Here is a 17834-nt window from a genome sequence, read left to right on the forward strand (position 1 = left end):
CCACTCCCCGCGGGGAGTGGTATGTTGAGGACAACTTATTTGCGTCTGTAGTTGATGGACAAACCAAAGCCCTGGACACCGTCGGAGCCCACGGTAACGCCGCCTTCCGCGCCCTCGAACGCCGTTTTCGCTTCGGCGTTGGTGACAGGGATGACAAGGTCTTTATCGTTCCAGCTTTCGTTGACGATACCGCCAGTACCGGTACCTGCAATTTTACTGGTGCCGACGAATTTCCAGCGGTAGTCGTACTGGCTGGTAACCTCTTCACCGGTATCGTATTTACCTGCCGTACCACCCTCTTTATCTTTCCACAACAGAACCTTATAAGTTGTGTTGGTTTTGAGCGGAGTAGAAGTACCCAGCAGGTTGGTGGTTGAGCCAGACTCGTAGATAACCACATGGACGTTTTCATCCACCACCGGACCTTCCGGAATATCGTCACCATCCGCACCACCGCCCGCATCGGTCGACAGGTCTTTCAACAGCAGTTCAGCTGCCACGGCAGGATCACCGGTGGTGGTGGTTGGCGTGATTTTGATACCGATATAGTGGTCGGCGTCACCCGCCTGAATTTCATAGGTATCGCTACCTTTGGTGCCAATCTCTTCGGGATTGCTACCATTCTGGTCGCTGTATCTCATCCACTGTACCGTCAATTTCGTGGCGGCGTTGTCGGTATCCAGGTCGCCTTCCGTATCGCCAATCGCCCAGTTCACCGTGACCTTATCGCCAACGTGGAACTGCTTATCGCCTTCGGTCACAATTTTACGATCGCCGCGATCGATAGTTACCGTTACGTGATCTTTATCGGTATCCGCAGTTTTATCCGCCGCACGGGTAATCCACGGCACCGTACCCTGAATGGTGCCCGTCTGTTCAGAGACAATCTGCCACTGCCCCGATTTCAGATTACCGTTTGCCGCCACCGCTGGCGCGGCGCAATACCCGGCAACTACTAATGCTAAAGCGACCTTCGTCAGCCGCCGTTTTACTGTTGCTTGCATTCAGACTCTCCTTTTTCTCAAAATTCAGCGGCTGGCTGGTCAGCCACAACGCTGACGCTATTTCTGGCTATACGTAACGCGTATGCCGTAACCCTGAACGCCATCTTCCTCATTGGCGGCAAACTTCTGCGCCGCCTCTTTGTTGGTTACTGGCAGGACAAGATCTTCATTCATGGTGTTGGCCAGCGCGCCGGTATGTCCGTTTGTACTCTGCCCGGTAAACTCCCACTGGTAGTCGTACAGCGCCATCTCTTCTTCCGTGAGCTGCTCGGACATCTGAAAAACATTGTCTTTATTCTTGTCGCGCCACAGCAGGAAACGGTAAGCATTATTGACCGTAGGGTGCTTATCTTCTTTGCCGATAAGGTTGACAGGGTTGGCGGCTTTGACCTGATAAATCACCGCATTCAGCGCGCTCAGGTTGTCGCCGATAAAAGTGACATCAACGTAGTTACTGTCGCCATAGGCGTCTGCTTTCGCCTTCCAGCGGAAAGTGCCCGGCAGGGTGCTGGAAAGCGTCACCGTCCCCGCTTCTTTGTCACGGCTGGCAATAAACACGCAGGGGGTTTCCGTAGTGCAGGGCGTCTGGGCCAGGGTGACTTTTTTATCATTGCTGTCGTACAACACGGGCGTCATGGCATCGTCCACCAGTTCGTTACCATTGCGATCCGTGGCGTCGCCAAAGGAATCGGTGATCAGGAGATCCATCACCACGCCGTCTTCGCCATCGGCCAGCGCGCTGGCTTCATGGCTGTGATCGCTGCGATCGGTATCGGCAATGTTGTCGACGATCAGTTCAATTTTGCGATCCTGCTGGACGGTGATTTCAACCACGCCGGAGTTCTGCTTATTGCCCTTTTCGTCTTCCAGCGTCATGCGTACTTTCCAGGTGTTCAGGGCGGTGCGCTGCTCTTCGGTATCGGCGTTAACCCAGGCAGGAAGCACCAGATTCCAGCGGTTGTTGTTACCTTCGGTTAACGCATTAGCTTTTACTACCGGCATCACCAGCGTACGGGCGGCGTTGTTTTTCGCCTGCCAGGAAGCAGAAATAATTTTGTAATGGTGGTTAATCAGCGCGTTGACAGTCCATTTGCATTTTTCCAGACCCACCGCGGCCTCAGGCGTATCTTCAATCACGCATTCCGGGTGTTCGTTGGTGGCGTCGGCCTTCAGCCACAACGTAACGTCCAGCGGATCTTTCTCGCGATATTCGAGAACGATGAAATTGTTACGATCGACAAAATCGGTGCGGCTGCCCATTAAGGAGTGCTGAATTTTAACGTTTTCTGGATCGAGCTGCGCCGCCAGCGGCGTGCCTATCTGGTAGTTCACAGTCGCGTTAACGCTAAAATCGTTACTATCGCCAGTACCGGCTTTGTAATCCGTACCAACCGTGACCAGCGGTACCGGCGTGTAATTTAGTCCGACGGTAACGGCATGAGGATCTTTTTGCAGGTTATCGGTGCCAAACAGCGCCACTTCATCGCCGTAGTACTGTTCATAAACTAATTTAGCGCCAAGCTGCGGATAAAACGGCAGCCAGCTTTCCATGCGGATATCCCAGCCGCGCGCGGGTCGTTCTTCATAAAAGTCGAAATCTTTGGAATCTTTCCAGTCAGAAAGAGGATGGTAATAGTTGCCGGAGAATTTCAGGTAATCCGTCCAGGCTTCGGTTCCCAGGCCTAATCGACGGTGACCGCGCGTAAAATCGTAGTCATAGAATGCGTTGCCGCCAAGCAGCCAGTTGCCGACGTTCTGGCGAACGCCAAGCCCAACGTTACCAATGGTGCGGTCTTCCTTACGCTGAGCCGAAATCTGGCTAAAGAAAAGCGTGCTCTGGTTATCATACCAGGGAATAAAATAATCCAGCGAACTGCCGTCCAGATCGCCGCCTTCGCCAATAGATAAACTGGTGCGCACTTTACCATAAGGCGAAAGCATACCTTCGAGATAGGATTGCGCAGAAGACGTGACTTGCCCTTGAATATAACCGCGCGCCTGGGATTCCAGCGCTTCCGGAGTGAGATTATCAAAGCCCTGGGTGGCGGAATTAATAAAGTAGTCAGCGCCCTGTTCTTTAAAGGTCTTTCCTTTATTTTCCTGTTCTTCTTTTTTCGCGGATTCGCTGGCTAAATCAGGCAGGGAGGAGTGGCTTTCATCATTTGCAGATACAGAGTTATCTGCGCCGGAAGCCGCAACTGATACTCCAGACACTAATAGCAAAACCAGAATGCGAATCCTTCGCACCATATGATATCCCTGTCGTTAAATAAACACGCCGCTATGAAAAGATATTATATGGATGATTCAGATGGAATCATAACTAACAGACCTAAATATATTCCTAAAAAGAAAAGTTTAATATGAAACAGATTTATAATATTGATATAATAAATAAAAAAGAAAGCTATTATTTATTTCTAATATTAATTTTCGGAAATAATATCCCCTATAAATAGTTGAATAAATAAAAAGAATAAAATAGCTACCGGGCAGGATACGATGCTGATATTACGGGAGTATCGAATAACGCTTTTGTCCTTAGCCGGATAAGACGTCGGCGCCTCTGCTCTGCGGCGCAACGTCGACAGCGGTTTTATTGATCGGAAATGACGAAGTTAACCCGTTTTTTTGAAATTAAACCATGACCATTCTGGCAAAAATAGTCCACTGCGCCGCAGGCTTTCAAAACCTGTAACGGCTGGCGGCAGTCAGGACAAATTGCCTGTAACGAGAAATCGTTAGCGCATGTCTCGCAATGCGCTGTATCGCCATTGCGCTCCAGCGCGTGATGGCAAACGGGACAGGTTATTTCCATAACATTCTCCTCAGGCGCGTGACTCACTTTTACTTGAAAGGCCTGATAGCGCAGCGCTTGTCAGGCCTGGAATATTACTGAAAAAGCATTACTTGCTTTTCTTGATATGTTTCATCAGACGCTTACGTTTGCGCATTTGCGTTGGCGTCAGTGTGTTACGCTTGTTCGCATACGGGTTCTCCCCTTCTTTAAACTGAATGCGAATCGGCGTCCCCATCACTTCCAACGACTTGCGGAAGTAGTTCATCAGATAGCGCTTATAGGAGTCTGGCAGATCTTTTACCTGGTTGCCGTGAATAACCACAATCGGCGGGTTATAGCCGCCAGCGTGGGCATATTTCAGTTTCACACGGCGACCGCGCACCAGCGGCGGCTGATGATCTTCCACCGCCATCGTCATGATACGGGTCAGCATCGCAGTGCTCACCCGGCGAGTGGAACTGTCGTAAGCCTCGCGTACGGACTCAAACAGGTTGCCAACGCCGCTGCCGTGTAGCGCAGAGATAAAATGAACGCGGGCAAAATCAATAAAGCCCAAACGGAAATCCAACGTCTCTTTCACCTGCTCTTTGACTTCCTGGCTCAGGCCATCCCATTTGTTGACTACGATAACGAGTGAGCGCCCACTATTGAGGATAAAGCCCAGCAGAGACAAATCCTGGTCGGAGATCCCCTCGCGCGCATCGATAACCAACAGTACGACGTTAGCGTCTTCAATCGCCTGCAACGTTTTAATCACCGAGAACTTTTCTACCGCATCGGTGATTTTTCCGCGCTTACGCACCCCCGCCGTGTCAATCAGCACGTATTCCCGTTCGTCGCGTTCCATCGGGATATAAATGCTGTCGCGAGTGGTGCCCGGCATATCGTATACCACCACGCGCTCTTCGCCGAGAATACGGTTAGTGAGTGTGGACTTACCTACGTTCGGGCGACCGACAATCGCCAGCTTTATCGGCAGGCTTTGCGGGTCAAAATCATCTTCCGGCGCTTCTTCGCCATTTTGTTCCGCCTCGAACTGCGCCCAGTATTCCGCGTCTTCATCCACCTCTTCCTGCGGCGCGACATCATCCATCCACGGCAGAAGCACATGTTCCAGCAGGCTCAATACGCCGCGACCATGTGAGGCGGCGATAGGGTAAATTTCGCCTAACCCCAGCGAGTAAAAATCGACAACCGCCTGATCGGGATCGAGACCATCCGTTTTATTCGCCACCAGGAAGGTCGGTTTTTCACGGGAACGCAGATGTTTGGCAATCGCTTCATCCGCCGGCATCAGGCCAGCGCGCGCATCTACCATGAATAACACCACATCCGCTTCTTCAATCGCCAGCAGCGACTGTTCCGCCATCCGCGTTTCGACGCCATCTTCGGTGCCGTCAATACCGCCGGTGTCGATACAGATAAACTCGCGGCCTTCAACCTCCGCACGACCGTACTTACGGTCACGAGTCAGACCCGGGAAATCCGCAACCAGCGCATCTCGGGTGCGGGTCAGACGGTTAAATAGCGTGGATTTTCCGACGTTAGGGCGCCCGACAAGCGCGACCACAGGTACCATGTTTAAAGCCTCATTAAAAAAATCATCAGACAACGCGCGCATTTTGCGCCATTGTTAAAAACAGGAAAACGGCCCCTACACCAGGAGCCGTTTTTTAAAACGCACAACCGTGACGATTAACGCGTAATCGCGTAGACCGTACCGTCTTTGGCCTGGATGAGCAGTTTACCATCCGCCACCGTCGGTTCGGTCAGAAAACCGGAACTGTCTACTTTTTGTTGGGCCACAAAACGCCCGTCATCAACATCAATCCAGTGCAGATAACCTTCGCTATCGCCGACGACTAAATCACCATTATACAGTACCGGGGAGGTCAGCAAACGGTGCAGCAGATCACTTTGCGTCCACAGCGTTACGCCGCCGTCAGTGGTCAGCGCCAGCACGCGATCGTTCTGATCGACCAGGTAGATACGGTCGCCGTCGACGATAAAGTCATTGACCGAACCCAGCTCGCGTTTCCACATAATCTGACCACTGCGCAGATCCAGCGCCGTTAAGTTACCATTATACGCCAACGCGTAAACGACGCCGTTTACCACAACCGGCGTGGTATCAACGTCGCTCAGACGGTCAATTTCCGTTGGGCCAGTGGCCTGGGAGATACGCTGTTGCCAAATCATCTGCCCTTGTTGCATCAACACGGCGCTGACGCGGCCATTATCACCACCAACGATAGCCGCGCCGAACGCGGTTGCCGGCGCAGATTCGCCGCGCAGTGATAGCGAAGGCATATCCAGGTTCACCGTCCATTTAATGGCGCCATCCGCCTGATTTAGCGCCTGCAACTGACCGTTGCTGGTATGGATAAGGACGATTCCATCACTGACAACCGGGCGAGACAACGCTTCGCCTGCGACCTTCGTCTGCCATGCTGTGGTACCGTCGCTGGTATTCAGCGCATAAACCTCGGCCTTTTCACTGCCGATGTAGACGTGACCGCCCGCGACCGTGACGCCGCCGGACAACAGCGCGGACGAACGAGAGAACCAGCCGTCTTTCTCGCCCAGATTCACAGACCAGATCTCTTTGCCATCATCCGCATTGAGCGCTTTTACCACGCCCGCGCGATCGGCTGCATAGACCACGTTATCTGCCATTACCGGATGAAGGTTAGAATAAAATTCGCCAATTCCGTTACCGACAGAGGTACTCCAGACAGTGGTCGGGGTAAACTGGTTTTCAACTTGCGGTAATGGAGACATCTTGACGACATCTTCTTCGCCGCTAAACAGTGAACAGCCGCTGAGCAGGGTAACGGAAAGCAACCCTGGCAGAAGTAATTTACGCAATTGCATCGGGTCCCTCTCAGATGGACAAATTATTGATTTTCATCTGCATCATTTCGCTCAACGCCGGAGAAGCATCGCTATTGACGCCCGCTTCCCATGCGCTGCGCGCGCCTTTTTTATCACCCTTACTCAGCAACGCTTCGCCGCGCAAATCCGCGACAATGGCCGTCCATCCTTCGCCTTTAACGGCATCCAGAGTTTTCAGCGCGGCATCAGCTTGCTTAAGCTGCAACTGAACGCGAGCGAGACGCAGATTAATCACCGCTTTGAGATTTTCATCGCTGGTGGCCGCCAACCCCTGCTGCAACTGGGCTTCGGCTTTTTTAAGTTCATTCTTATCCACAAACTGCTGCGCCAGTTCCATAGACGCCAGCGCACCATAGGTATTTTTATTCTCAGCCGCGAATTTTTCAGCGGCCGGAATGCTATCCGGCTTATCGGCGCTTACCGCCGTCACCGCATTTTGATACGCCAGAGAAGCAGCACGCGCGGACTCCGTCTGATGGCTGCTCCAGTAACGCCAGCCAACCAGCGCGCCAACCCCTAAAATCACTCCGACAGCCAGCGCTTTGCCGTTTTCGGCAAAGAAGCGTTTAATCGCATCCACCTGGTCGTGTTCGTTCTCGTAAATTTCCACGCTGTCCTTCTCCTTAGCCCAATAAAGTGCGCAAATGCGCGGCGACGCTGTCCTGCGCCACTGCCGTTTGCTCACCGGAGCGCAAATCCTTCACTACAACAGTTCCATCGGCGACTTCAGATTCGCCAAGAACCAGTGCAATACGGGCGCCCCACTTATCGGCGCGGGCAAACTGTTTCTTAAAGTTGCCGCCGCCGTGGTTTGTCATTAGCTTCACGCCTGGCATTTCATCGCGCAGCCGCTCCGCCAGCGTCATTGCCGCAGACTGCGTTTGTGCGCCGGCAGCTACCAGGTATATATCGACAACAGGAGAGGCAATAAATTCCGGATTAACTGCCTGAACTAACAAAACAAGTCGTTCCAGGCCCATCGCAAAGCCCACTGCCGGGGTAGCGCGACCGCCCAGTTGTTCCACCAGACCGTCATAACGACCACCCGCACAGACGGTGCCTTGTGACCCCAGACTGTTTGTTACCCATTCAAATACGGTGCGGTTGTAGTAATCCAGACCGCGTACCAGACGCTGGTTGACGGTGTAGGCAATCCCCGCCGCGTCCAGCAATTTACACAGGCCGGCAAAGTGCTCGCGTGAATCGTCATCAAGATAGTCGCCGAGAGCGGGCGCGTCGTTGAGCAGCGCCTGCACGTCCGGATTTTTTGAATCCAGCACGCGCAGCGGATTGGTATACATGCGGCGTTTGCAGTCTTCGTCCAGCGTCTCTTGATGCTGTTCGAGGAACGCGACCAGCGCATCGCGATAGTTCGCACGCGCCTCTAACGAACCAATAGAGTTCAGCTCCAGGCTAACGTGTTCAGCGATGCCCAGCGCGCGCCACCAGCGTGCGGTCAGCATAATCAGCTCCGCGTCAATATCCGGGCCTTGTAAGCCGAAGACTTCGGCGCCTAGCTGGTGGAACTGACGGTAGCGGCCTTTTTGCGGACGCTCATGACGGAACATCGGGCCGATATACCACAAACGCTGTTCCTGATTGTACAGGAGACCATGTTCGATGCCGGCGCGTACACAGCCCGCCGTACCTTCAGGGCGCAATGTCAGGCTATCGCCGTTGCGATCCTCAAAGGTGTACATCTCTTTTTCAACCACGTCAGTAACTTCACCGATCGCGCGTTTGAATAACGGGGTCTGCTCTACAATCGGCAAGCGGATTTCACTGTAACCGTAGCTGCCGAGCACGTTTTTGAGTGTGCCTTCAATGCGCTGCCAGATGGCGGTTTCGCCAGGCAGATAATCGTTCATGCCGCGAATGGCTTGAATGTTTTTTGCCACGTTTATTCTCTTTCTGAATATAAAAATGAACCCTCAGCGCTTCCCCGAACGAACCGGGAGCCATGCGGGTTCAATCATACACGGGAAGCGCGCCGCTTCCCATCACGTTCTTATTTTTCAACCTGCAGCACGTCAATCCGACGCGCTTCATCAAGTTGACTTGCTTTCGCGCGAATACGGGATTCAAGCTGCGCGATCATATCGTCGTTATCGAGTCTGTCCTTACGCACGCCGTCTTCATACAGGCCGCTTTTCTTATTGCCGCCCGTCACGCCCAGCGTTGATACCAGCGCTTCGCCCGGCCCGTTCACCACGCAACCGATGATCGAGACGTCCATCGGGGTGATGATATCTTCCAGACGCTGCTCCAGCGCGTTCACCGTGCCGATAACGTCGAACTCCTGGCGAGAACAGGTCGGGCAGGCGATGAAATTGATGCCGCGCGCGCGAATGCGCAGCGACTTCAGGATATCGAAACCGACTTTGATCTCTTCCACCGGGTCGGCCGCCAACGATACGCGCAGCGTGTCGCCGATGCCTTCCGATAACAGCAGACCTAAACCGATCGCCGACTTGACTGCCCCGCTACGCGCGCCGCCCGCTTCGGTGATCCCCAGATGCAGCGGCTGATCGATCTGTTTAGCCAACAAACGATAAGACTCAACGGCAAGGAATACATCGGACGCTTTTACGCTCACTTTGAACTGATCAAAGTTGAGACGATCGAGATGATCGACATGGCGCATGGCTGATTCCAGCAGCGCCTGCGGCGTCGGCTCACCGTATTTTTCCTGCAGATCTTTTTCCAGCGATCCGGCATTTACGCCGATACGAATAGGGATGTTTTTGTCGCGCGCGCAGTCCACCACCATGCGAATGCGTTCTTCGTTACCGATATTGCCGGGGTTGATACGCAAGCAGTCAACACCGTATTCCGCTACTTTCAGCGCAATGCGGTAGTCGAAGTGAATATCGGCAACCAGCGGGACGTTAACCTGCTGTTTGATAAGCTTGAATGCTTCGGCGGCGTCCATGGTCGGTACAGAAACACGAACAATATCTGCGCCAACGCGTTCCAGCGCTTTGATCTGATTAACCGTCGCTTCCACGTCAGTGGTACGCGTGTTAGTCATCGACTGGACGGTGATGGGGGCGCCATCGCCAATCGGCACATTCCCAACGTAAATACGTGTCGATTTTCTACGTTGAATCGGAGCCTGGTTATGCATGAAAAATCTCCCGCGTTACCCGTCTGTTACTGCGCCGGTGTCGGTTCGGCATTAAGGGTCAGACGCGCAACCTGATTAGTTCTGATAAAGCGGCTCAGATCGACAGGTTTTCCTTGATACTGGATCTGCACCGCGGCCGGCGCGCCAATTTTAAGTTTATAAGGCGCCTGACCGGTTAGGTTTAAATTACCATCTTTACGCTGCATACCGCTAAACAGCTTCTTACCCGTGGCGTCAGTGACTTCTAGCCAGCAGTCAGCGGTAAAATTCATCACCAGCGCGTTCGGATCGGCAGCAGGCGCCGCTACGCCAGCCTGACTGGTCGGCAGCGCGGACGGCGTTTCCGTTGCCGCTGGCGCGGCAGATGTCGCAGCCGTATCGACATTCGCCTGCGAAGGCGCGACTACCGTATTTTGCGTTGCCGTTGCCGTTGGCGCTGGCGTTTGCGTCGCCGCCGTCGAATCAACCGGCGTCGCAGGAGCCGGAGCCGTTTGCGCTGGCGTCGTATCCTGGCTTGTCGCGTCACGGGTGTCCAGCGGTACGCTTTGGCCGCTGTCTTTATCTGCGTTCAGTTCAGCCGTGCTTTGATCGGCCATTGTCGTGATCTCTTCCTGCTGCGCCTTATGGTTCTGCCACCACCAGGCGCCGGTCAGCCCTACGACCACAAACAGTACCAGCCAGGTAAAAGACATTAACCAGCCATCGCGTTTTTTGCGACGCTTTCCTAACGAGAAACTCTGCATCGGAGCGACTTTGGCGGCGCGCAGCGGGGCCTGTTTTTCCAGCCCCGGCAGCAGTTCCTCTTCTGGAACATGCACCAGACGCGCATATGAGCGGATATATCCGCGCAGGAAGGTTGAAGCAAGATCGGACGGCGCCTTATCTTCTTCAATATCGCGTACCGTAGAAACCTTCAGGCAAAGTCGCTCAGCGACAGCCTGCTGGCTGAGTCCGAGTTGTTCACGGGCATTGCGCAGACGAACGCCGGTGGTTTGTGCTTCATTTTGGTCGTGCGTGGCTTCAGTATTCATTCGCTACAGCTACAGGTACGTGTAAATTAGGATTCAGGCGCCGACGAGCCGTAATGCCCGCCCACACCGCGAAACATCAGGTTAGTTAACCTTAGTCAGACAGTATAAGCCTGTCAGGCCGCAGATGACAAAACCGCGTAAGACACAAGGCTAAACTCTTGTTGCACCGTTACATACTGCCTTAAAGTCGACAAAAACGCACCGTTATTATTGACCAGACAAGTACAACGCCAGACATTATTCAACTGACATTGCGCCACGGTATAATGAATGCACCGTGGCGCAACTGCTATCAAATAGCCTTGATGTCAATCACCTCTCCCTGCATACGCTTACGCAGGGTACGTTTAGTACGGTCAATCACATCGCCTGCCAACTGTCCGCATGCCGCATCAATGTCATCGCCACGCGTCTTGCGTACGATGGTCGTGAAACCATAACTCATCAAAACTTTAGAAAAGCGATCGATACGGCTGTTAGAGCTGCGGCCATACGGCGCGCCAGGGAACGGGTTCCACGGAATCAGATTAATCTTACAAGGCGTCTCTTTTAGTAGCTCCGCCAGTTGATGCGCGTGTTCAGTGCCGTCGTTGACGTGGTCAAGCATCACGTATTCAATCGTCACGCGCCCCTGATTGGCGTTGGATTTCTCCAGATAGCGGCGAACCGCGCCCAGGAACGTTTCGATATTGTATTTTTTGTTGATCGGGACGATTTCGTCGCGAATAGTGTCATTCGGCGCATGTAAGGAGATAGCCAGCGCGACATCTATCATATCGCCCAGCTTATCCAGCGCAGGCACCACGCCGGACGTTGAGAGCGTGACACGACGTTTGGACAGGCCGAAACCAAAGTCATCGAGCATAATTTCCATCGCCGGTACGACATTGGTCAGGTTAAGCAATGGCTCGCCCATTCCCATCATGACTACGTTGGTGATCGGACGCTGGCCGGTGACTTTGGCCGCGCCGACGATTTTCGCCGCACGCCAGACCTGACCGATAATTTCCGATACGCGCAGGTTGCGGTTAAAGCCCTGCTGCGCAGTTGAACAAAACTTGCACTCCAGCGCGCACCCTACCTGAGAAGAGACACACAGCGTAGCGCGGTCGTCTTCCGGGATATATACCGTTTCAACGCGCTGATCGCCGACAGCAATCGCCCACTTGATGGTGCCGTCTGAGGAACGCTGCTCTTCAACGACCTCCGGCGCGCGGATTTCCGCGACCTCTTTTAATTTGCCGCGCAACACTTTGTTGATGTCGGTCATCTCATCAAAATTATCGCAGCAATAGTGATACATCCATTTCATCACCTGATCGGCGCGGAAAGGCTTTTCACCTAAGTTTTTAAAAAACTCGCGCATCTGCTGACGGTTGAGATCCAGCAGGTTGATTTTTGTTTCGTTGTTAAGAACTACCGGGGTACTGCTTTCAGGTGTGACAATTTGTTCAGACATATGCTATTCCGGCCTCGTTATTACACGTTATGGCCCCTGGAGGGTTGAAAAAAGAAACGCCCCGGTAAGCTTACTGCTCGTCCGGGGGCGTTGCATTGTACAAATTCTGGCGTAAGGATGCCACGTCTGCACGCGGCATTAGCAAAAATAATATTTGAACCGATAATTTATCGCCAACGCATTTACAGCGTGAAAGACGAAGGAGATTAACGGGTGCGCGGGCACACTTCGCCTTCACCGAAGAAAAAGGCGATTTCGCGCTGCGCGGATTCCAGCGAATCCGAACCGTGGGTGCCGTTTTCAGTTAAGCTATCAGCGTAGTCGGCGCGCAGCGTACCCGCCAACGCGTTCGCCGGATTGGTGGCGCCAAGCAGATCGCGGTGACGCTGTACCGCATTTTCACTTTCCAGCACGGATACCACGATAGGGCCAGAGGTCATGAACTCCACCAGACCGTCAAAGAACGGCTTGCCGTCGTGCTCAGCATAGAAGCCGCGCGCCTGCTCAACGGTCAGGTGCAGCATTTTAGTGCCAACAATTTTGAACCCTGCAGCTTCAAAGCGCGCAAAGATGCTGCCAATAACGTTTTTTGCCACCGCGTTGGGTTTAATGATGGAAAAAGTCCGTTCAATAGCCATGTTTACCTCTGAAATATGTTCTGTTGTTATGTCAGGCGCGGATTATAAAGAGCATCCCATCAATTGCCTATGGATGCAGGTAACATTTTTTTAAAATAAAATGAGCATTAGCAACAAAAGTTAAAGGCGCACAGCAAACTCAGGGGACTGACACAGCACGCAGTGCGTGTGTTCAGACGTGAGAGCATGGAAAGTACGTTTGCAGCTTTCGCAGGTGAGCGTATACGCCGCACTATGCCGCGTTGAGGCGGGTTCCACGTCAAACCGTAGCCGCAGCGCCTGATGCGGACATACCGCCGCACAGCCGCCGCATCCCGTACAACGCGCCGCCGCTATCGTCAGGGTATTGTCGTCAAACTGGATAACGTTTTCCGGGCAGCTTCGCCAGCAGGCGCCGCACATCCTGCACTCTTGCGGACTGATTTCGGGTACGCATTCGCTGAACGCGGAAAACGCCTGTCTGAGACGCCGTTTCCCCGGCTCGACGGCGCACGGGGTAATGGCGTCGCGCGGAACATGAAACAGAGTGCGCCGCGAGGCGTTAATCTCCGCGCCGACAACGTGTTTGAAAGACCAGCCCGGCTCGCCATAGCGGCGCAGCGCTAAATTTAGCCCCGCCAGCGCCATCAACCACTGCGCCGATCGTTCCACCGCAATATCAATAAAGCGAATACCGTACTGGCTGTGCCAGAGAAGCAGTTCATCGACCGTTGGTGCCTGTAGCGAAAACGGCCCCACCAACGTATCCCCCTGCACAAAGCGTTTAACCGGTTTGATACCGGTAATGGCGTCAACAGGACAGACAAACAGACAGTCGCCACAGGCTATGCAGCGCGTCGTATCTATGCTGACCTGCCCCTGCGCCAGCGAAAACGCCTGCGCCGGACAAACATCAGCGCAAGCGCGGCAGGAAGAAAAACGAAAGCGACGACGGACGCAGGCCTGCGTCACGTCTACCGCCGGATCGATCGTCAGGTTAACCATCAGCCAATACTAAAGAAGACGTAGCGCAGCATAATCTCGCCGATAAGCAGCAATACGCTGCCCGCCACCAGCGTCCCTCTGGCGTTTCGCAGACCGCCTGCGGCAAAGCAGAGCATTCCCACCGCTGAGACACACCAGCCGAGAAGATAGATGTCGCGCAACTGCGCCAGCGCCTGTAGCGGATGATGCGGGAAAGTGACGACCATCGTATCCACCGCATTAATATCCGCCAGCCATAGCGGCTGCATGATCAGGCGAATCAGCACCATCAGTGCGACCACCACCACAGCGCAGCGCATTGCGGTGCCAGCGTTGCGCAGATAAGCCAGCGCAATGACTACCGAACCGATAATGCCTGACGTGCCAAAAAACAGCGCCAGCGTGTTGCTATGCTGCCAGGTCGCCACCGAGGCATGGATATAAACCTGCGCCATGCAGAATACATCCACCAGCCCGAACGCTGCCGCCAGCGCCAGCAGCGGCTGCCAGCCTGGCTTTCGGAAAAACAGCAGCACAACCCCCAGTCCCAGCACCGCCAGATAAAGGCTGGCAAAGACGATTTCGCGACTCAGCCACGAACTGGCGACATGACGTAACGCATTTAGCGCATTCAGGGGATAGCCCATGTGCAGCGCTGAAGCAAGCAGCCCCACGCAGGCCAGCACAAACGCCCCCGCCATCGCGGGAAGCGCGACGCGTGCAGGCACGCGTCCCTCTACGGCGTACTGGCAGCCCAACGCCAGCCACAGAGTCACCCCCACAGACCCTTGCAAACAGAGCGTAAAAATCAGCAGCGGTAACTCATGCATGGCGTTTACCCTCTTTTTCTGCGCCCTGATGCGCTTTTACAACCAGATTAGGCTTGGTTATGGATGAATCTGGCAGCCCGTTAACGTCGCATACGCTACCGTACTTCGCGCGCAGTTCATCAATCGGGCCAAACTTGATGGCCTCCAGCGGACAGGTCGCGACACAGACGGGCAGTTCACCTTTCGCCAGTAAATCAACGCACATGTCGCACTTGGACATTTGGCCGGTCTGCTCGTTAAGCTGCGGCGCGCCGTAAGGGCAGGACCAGGCGCAATAGCCACAGCCGACGCATTTGTCGGTATCAACGCGCACGATGCCGTCGCCCGGGCGTTTATGCATAGCGGTAGTCGGGCAATTTTTGGTGCAGACAGGGTCCGCACAGTGGTTGCAGGAAATGGAAAGCGTATAAGCAAATACGTTATTGCTGACCCCGCCCTGCCCGATCGGGATGAAACTTCCGCCCTTGACTTCATAGACGCGGCGGAAACGACGGCCTACTTCCAGATTGTTTTTGTCTTTGCAGGCCACCTGGCAGGCTTTACAACCGGAGCAGCGTGAGGAGTCGATAAAAAATCCCAGTTGTTTATCGCTCACCGGCGGGTAATGTGTAAACTGACTCATGCTTTAGCCACCTCCACCAGCATGGTTTGATGTGAATTTCCCTTCGCCAGCGCGGTAATACGGGCCGAGCTGAGGACGTTCGCACAGCCGCCTTTATCAATACCGTTCTCATCCGGCTGCCACCAGGCGCCGGCCTGCATCGCGACAACGCCGGGAATAATACGCGGCGTCACTTCCGCCGGGATTTCGCAAATCCCGCGTGAGTTATGAATGCGCACCATGTCGCCATGCGCAATGCCGCGCTTTTGCGCATCCTGCGGGTTGATCCACAATGTCTGCTGCTGCACTTCAATCAGCCACGGGTTAGCGTATTGCGTTGAGTTGGCGCGGTTTTTTCCTTTCCACGTAATTAACTGGAGCGGAAAATCTTTCGCCAGCGTATCTTCCGGGCCTTCATGCGCGGGAACGTAGTGCGACAACGCCGGGATTTCCGGATGCTGCATGTCGTACAGGCGCTTCGAGAAGATCTCTATTTTCCCTGACGGCGTCGGGAACGGATGATTGTCCGGATCGCGAATATTGTCTTCAAAGGCGACAAATGGCGCGCTTTTGAACAGATGCTGACGGGTCTTTTGCAGCGTGGCGAAATCCGGCAGATTTTCGTCCGGCATCGCCAGGCGCGTCTGTTCCCAGATGTGTTCAATCCACGCTTTCTCATCGCGCCCCTGGCTAAATTCATTCTCAATGCCTAATTTCGCCGCCACCTCACGTAGCCAGTCGTAGTCGGAGCGCCGCTCAAATTCAGGCTCGATCAATTTTTCAGAGAGTATCAGGTAGCTTGCCGTGCCCCAGGTTTCACCGATGTTCCAGCGTTCCATAAAGCTGGTTTCCGGCAGCAGTAGATCAGCGTATTTCGCGCTCGGCGTCATAAACAGATCGCTGGCGACAATAAACTGGATCTTTGATTCATCCTCCAGTACGCGTACCGCCTGGTGCAGATCGGGGTTCTGATTCGCCAGATAGTTCCCGGCCAGCGAGAACAGAATACGGATGTTACTGTCCAGCTTATCGGCATCTTTCAGTCCAATATCCGGCGTCACTTTGCTGGCGTCGTCTGCGGCCTGCACCCAGTTCATCACCGAAATTTTGGCTTTTACCGGGTTATCCGGCATCTCCGGACCCACGGCGAATTTACGGTTAGCGCAGCCGCCATAACCCGCAGCCCAACCGCCTTTGATGCCGACATTACCGGTAATGGTCGCCAGTAGAGTCGAGCCGCGCGCGGTGCGCTCGCCGCAGTTGTGGCGCTGTGGTCCCCACCCCTGAATCAACGCGGCGGGTTTGGTATTCGCGTAATCACGCGCTAACTGGCGAATGGTTTGCGCCGGCACATGGGTGATCTTTTCCGCCCACTCGGGGGACTTAACGACACCGTCTTTGGCGCCGGTCAGATACGCCACCAGCGATTCGTTAGCCGGTACGCCTTCCGGCATTGAGTCTTCGTCAAAACCGATAGCGTAGCGCGCAATAAATGCGCGATCGTGCAGATTCTCGCTGATGATGACGTACATCATCGCGTCCATCAGCGCATTGTCGGTGGTGGGCAGCAGCGGGATCCACTGATCCGCCAGCGACGAAACGGTGTCGGAATAGCGCGGATCGACCACGATAAACCGCGTACCGTTCTGCTTCATCTTCTGCAAGAAATAGTTGGTATGACCAAAAATGGTCTCCGTCGGGTTATGGCCCCACAGAATCACCAGTTTGGTCTCCAAAAGCGTATCCAGCGAACTGCCGCTGGCGGCAATGCCGTAAGTATAAGGCGTCGCGGCCGCCGTGTTGCCCATACTCACAGAATGGTAGCTTTCGAGATAGCCGCCGGTCAGATTCAGCAGGCGACGCGCCATTTTATCGCCAGAAAAGGTGCCGCCGGAAACGGCGGTGCCAACATGAACATAGCGCGAAGCCGGGCCATATTTTTCAGTAATCGATTTTAAATTATCGGCGATTAAGGTTGTCGCTTCATCCCAGGAAATTCGCTCGAATTTTCCTTCACCGCGTTTTCCTACGCGCTTCATGGGATATTTAAGTCTGTCAGGATGATAAACAAATTTACGGTATGCGCGTCCACGAACACAGGCACGCATCACCGGCATTTGCGCATCCAGCGCATTATCCGGTCGCGTTGAAATTCGCGTCACGATACCGTCACTAACATGCGCCCGAATATCGCATTTGCCCCCGCAGTCAAAAGTGCTGCATGTCTGAACGACTTTTTCCGCAGGCCTGTTTTCAGTTGCCGTCACAGCGCGCGCCTGAGCGGTAGCTGGCGAGGAGACAAACGGTAACGCAATAAGCGCGGAGCTGGCCTGGATAAAATGGCGGCGAGAAATAGCGGGCTGTTCGCCATTTCCCTGGCTTTTTATATTTTTCATGATCCGACTCGTCAAATAAAAACCCATTCTCACGTTTTTAAGTGTTAGATCTCTTGATATTTATCAAGCTCCCTCATTAAGGGTAATTCC

Annotated in this window: 15 protein-coding genes; all 15 read right to left on the bottom strand. The window is 53.9% G+C overall.

The window, feature by feature from the left end:
- Window positions 1-35: 35 nt before the first annotated feature.
- On the bottom strand, window positions 36-1004 hold the full coding sequence (locus NA624_RS18690; RefSeq protein WP_001149057.1) for a SinI family autotransporter-associated protein: 969 nt from the start codon (window positions 1002-1004) through the stop codon (window positions 36-38).
- 57 nt (window positions 1005-1061) lie between these two features.
- On the bottom strand, window positions 1062-3254 hold the full coding sequence (gene sinH, locus NA624_RS18695; protein WP_000252235.1) for an intimin-like inverse autotransporter SinH: 2193 nt from the start codon (window positions 3252-3254) through the stop codon (window positions 1062-1064).
- 346 nt (window positions 3255-3600) lie between these two features.
- Entirely contained in the window at window positions 3601-3822 is a 222-nt protein-coding gene (locus NA624_RS18700; protein ID WP_000406472.1) for a zinc ribbon domain-containing protein, read from the bottom strand.
- A gap of 88 nt (window positions 3823-3910) precedes the next feature.
- Complete coding sequence (gene der, locus NA624_RS18705) at window positions 3911-5383, bottom strand: ribosome biogenesis GTPase Der (RefSeq protein WP_000249411.1); 1473 nt, start codon at window positions 5381-5383, stop codon at window positions 3911-3913.
- 116 nt (window positions 5384-5499) lie between these two features.
- A complete protein-coding gene (gene bamB, locus NA624_RS18710) occupies window positions 5500-6678 on the bottom strand; it encodes an outer membrane protein assembly factor BamB (RefSeq protein ID WP_001177071.1) in 1179 nt (392 codons plus the stop codon).
- 10 nt (window positions 6679-6688) lie between these two features.
- Complete coding sequence (locus NA624_RS18715) at window positions 6689-7309, bottom strand: YfgM family protein (RefSeq protein WP_000409190.1); 621 nt, start codon at window positions 7307-7309, stop codon at window positions 6689-6691.
- 13 nt (window positions 7310-7322) lie between these two features.
- Window positions 7323-8597, bottom strand: a complete 1275-nt coding sequence (hisS, locus tag NA624_RS18720; RefSeq protein WP_001107141.1) for a histidine--tRNA ligase — start codon at window positions 8595-8597, stop codon at window positions 7323-7325.
- A 110-nt stretch (window positions 8598-8707) separates the two neighbouring features.
- The gene (ispG, locus tag NA624_RS18725) at window positions 8708-9826 is read right to left on the bottom strand and encodes a flavodoxin-dependent (E)-4-hydroxy-3-methylbut-2-enyl-diphosphate synthase (RefSeq protein WP_000551832.1); all 1119 of its coding nucleotides are present in this window, start codon (window positions 9824-9826) and stop codon (window positions 8708-8710) included.
- A gap of 26 nt (window positions 9827-9852) precedes the next feature.
- The gene (gene rodZ / locus NA624_RS18730) at window positions 9853-10857 is read right to left on the bottom strand and encodes a cytoskeleton protein RodZ (protein WP_001090900.1); all 1005 of its coding nucleotides are present in this window, start codon (window positions 10855-10857) and stop codon (window positions 9853-9855) included.
- A 292-nt stretch (window positions 10858-11149) separates the two neighbouring features.
- A complete protein-coding gene (locus NA624_RS18735) occupies window positions 11150-12316 on the bottom strand; it encodes a bifunctional tRNA (adenosine(37)-C2)-methyltransferase TrmG/ribosomal RNA large subunit methyltransferase RlmN (RefSeq protein ID WP_000003206.1) in 1167 nt (388 codons plus the stop codon).
- A gap of 206 nt (window positions 12317-12522) precedes the next feature.
- Window positions 12523-12954: a nucleoside-diphosphate kinase gene (gene ndk, locus NA624_RS18740; RefSeq protein ID WP_000963846.1), complete on the bottom strand. Its 432-nt coding sequence runs from the start codon at window positions 12952-12954 to the stop codon at window positions 12523-12525.
- 120 nt (window positions 12955-13074) lie between these two features.
- On the bottom strand, window positions 13075-13938 hold the full coding sequence (locus NA624_RS18745; protein ID WP_000247782.1) for a 4Fe-4S binding protein: 864 nt from the start codon (window positions 13936-13938) through the stop codon (window positions 13075-13077).
- Window positions 13938-14747 (bottom strand): dimethyl sulfoxide reductase anchor subunit family protein, encoded by an 810-nt coding sequence (locus NA624_RS18750; protein ID WP_000544868.1) that lies wholly within the window; start codon window positions 14745-14747, stop codon window positions 13938-13940. Before NA624_RS18750 ends, NA624_RS18745 begins: the two co-directional genes overlap by 1 nt.
- The gene (locus NA624_RS18755; RefSeq protein ID WP_000077429.1) at window positions 14740-15369 is read right to left on the bottom strand and encodes a DMSO/selenate family reductase complex B subunit; all 630 of its coding nucleotides are present in this window, start codon (window positions 15367-15369) and stop codon (window positions 14740-14742) included. The genes NA624_RS18750 and NA624_RS18755 overlap by 8 nt, the downstream gene beginning before the upstream one ends.
- On the bottom strand, window positions 15366-17744 hold the full coding sequence (locus NA624_RS18760; protein WP_001543397.1) for a DMSO/selenate family reductase complex A subunit: 2379 nt from the start codon (window positions 17742-17744) through the stop codon (window positions 15366-15368). The genes NA624_RS18755 and NA624_RS18760 overlap by 4 nt, the downstream gene beginning before the upstream one ends.
- Between the last annotated feature and the right edge of the window lie 90 nt (window positions 17745-17834).

The organism is Salmonella sp. NW38, from assembly GCF_051807745.1.
Taxonomy (GTDB): Bacteria; Pseudomonadota; Gammaproteobacteria; order Enterobacterales; family Enterobacteriaceae; genus Salmonella; species Salmonella enterica.

What these genes read in the sequence shown, in the direction of transcription:
- NA624_RS18745 (WP_000247782.1), bottom strand. Translation starts at nt 13,938, where the DNA reads ATGGTTAACCTGACGATCGATCCGGCGGTAGACGTGACGCAGGCCTGC.
- NA624_RS18735 (WP_000003206.1), bottom strand. Translation starts at nt 12,316, where the DNA reads ATGTCTGAACAAATTGTCACACCTGAAAGCAGTACCCCGGTAGTTCTT.
- rodZ (WP_001090900.1), bottom strand. Translation starts at nt 10,857, where the DNA reads ATGAATACTGAAGCCACGCACGACCAAAATGAAGCACAAACCACCGGC.
- NA624_RS18760 (WP_001543397.1), bottom strand. Translation starts at nt 17,744, where the DNA reads ATGAAAAATATAAAAAGCCAGGGAAATGGCGAACAGCCCGCTATTTCT.
- ispG (WP_000551832.1), bottom strand. Translation starts at nt 9,826, where the DNA reads ATGCATAACCAGGCTCCGATTCAACGTAGAAAATCGACACGTATTTAC.
- NA624_RS18750 (WP_000544868.1), bottom strand. Translation starts at nt 14,747, where the DNA reads ATGCATGAGTTACCGCTGCTGATTTTTACGCTCTGTTTGCAAGGGTCT.
- NA624_RS18700 (WP_000406472.1), bottom strand. Translation starts at nt 3,822, where the DNA reads ATGGAAATAACCTGTCCCGTTTGCCATCACGCGCTGGAGCGCAATGGC.
- sinH (WP_000252235.1), bottom strand. Translation starts at nt 3,254, where the DNA reads ATGGTGCGAAGGATTCGCATTCTGGTTTTGCTATTAGTGTCTGGAGTA.
- NA624_RS18755 (WP_000077429.1), bottom strand. Translation starts at nt 15,369, where the DNA reads ATGAGTCAGTTTACACATTACCCGCCGGTGAGCGATAAACAACTGGGA.
- NA624_RS18690 (WP_001149057.1), bottom strand. Translation starts at nt 1,004, where the DNA reads ATGCAAGCAACAGTAAAACGGCGGCTGACGAAGGTCGCTTTAGCATTA.
- ndk (WP_000963846.1), bottom strand. Translation starts at nt 12,954, where the DNA reads ATGGCTATTGAACGGACTTTTTCCATCATTAAACCCAACGCGGTGGCA.
- bamB (WP_001177071.1), bottom strand. Translation starts at nt 6,678, where the DNA reads ATGCAATTGCGTAAATTACTTCTGCCAGGGTTGCTTTCCGTTACCCTG.
- der (WP_000249411.1), bottom strand. Translation starts at nt 5,383, where the DNA reads ATGGTACCTGTGGTCGCGCTTGTCGGGCGCCCTAACGTCGGAAAATCC.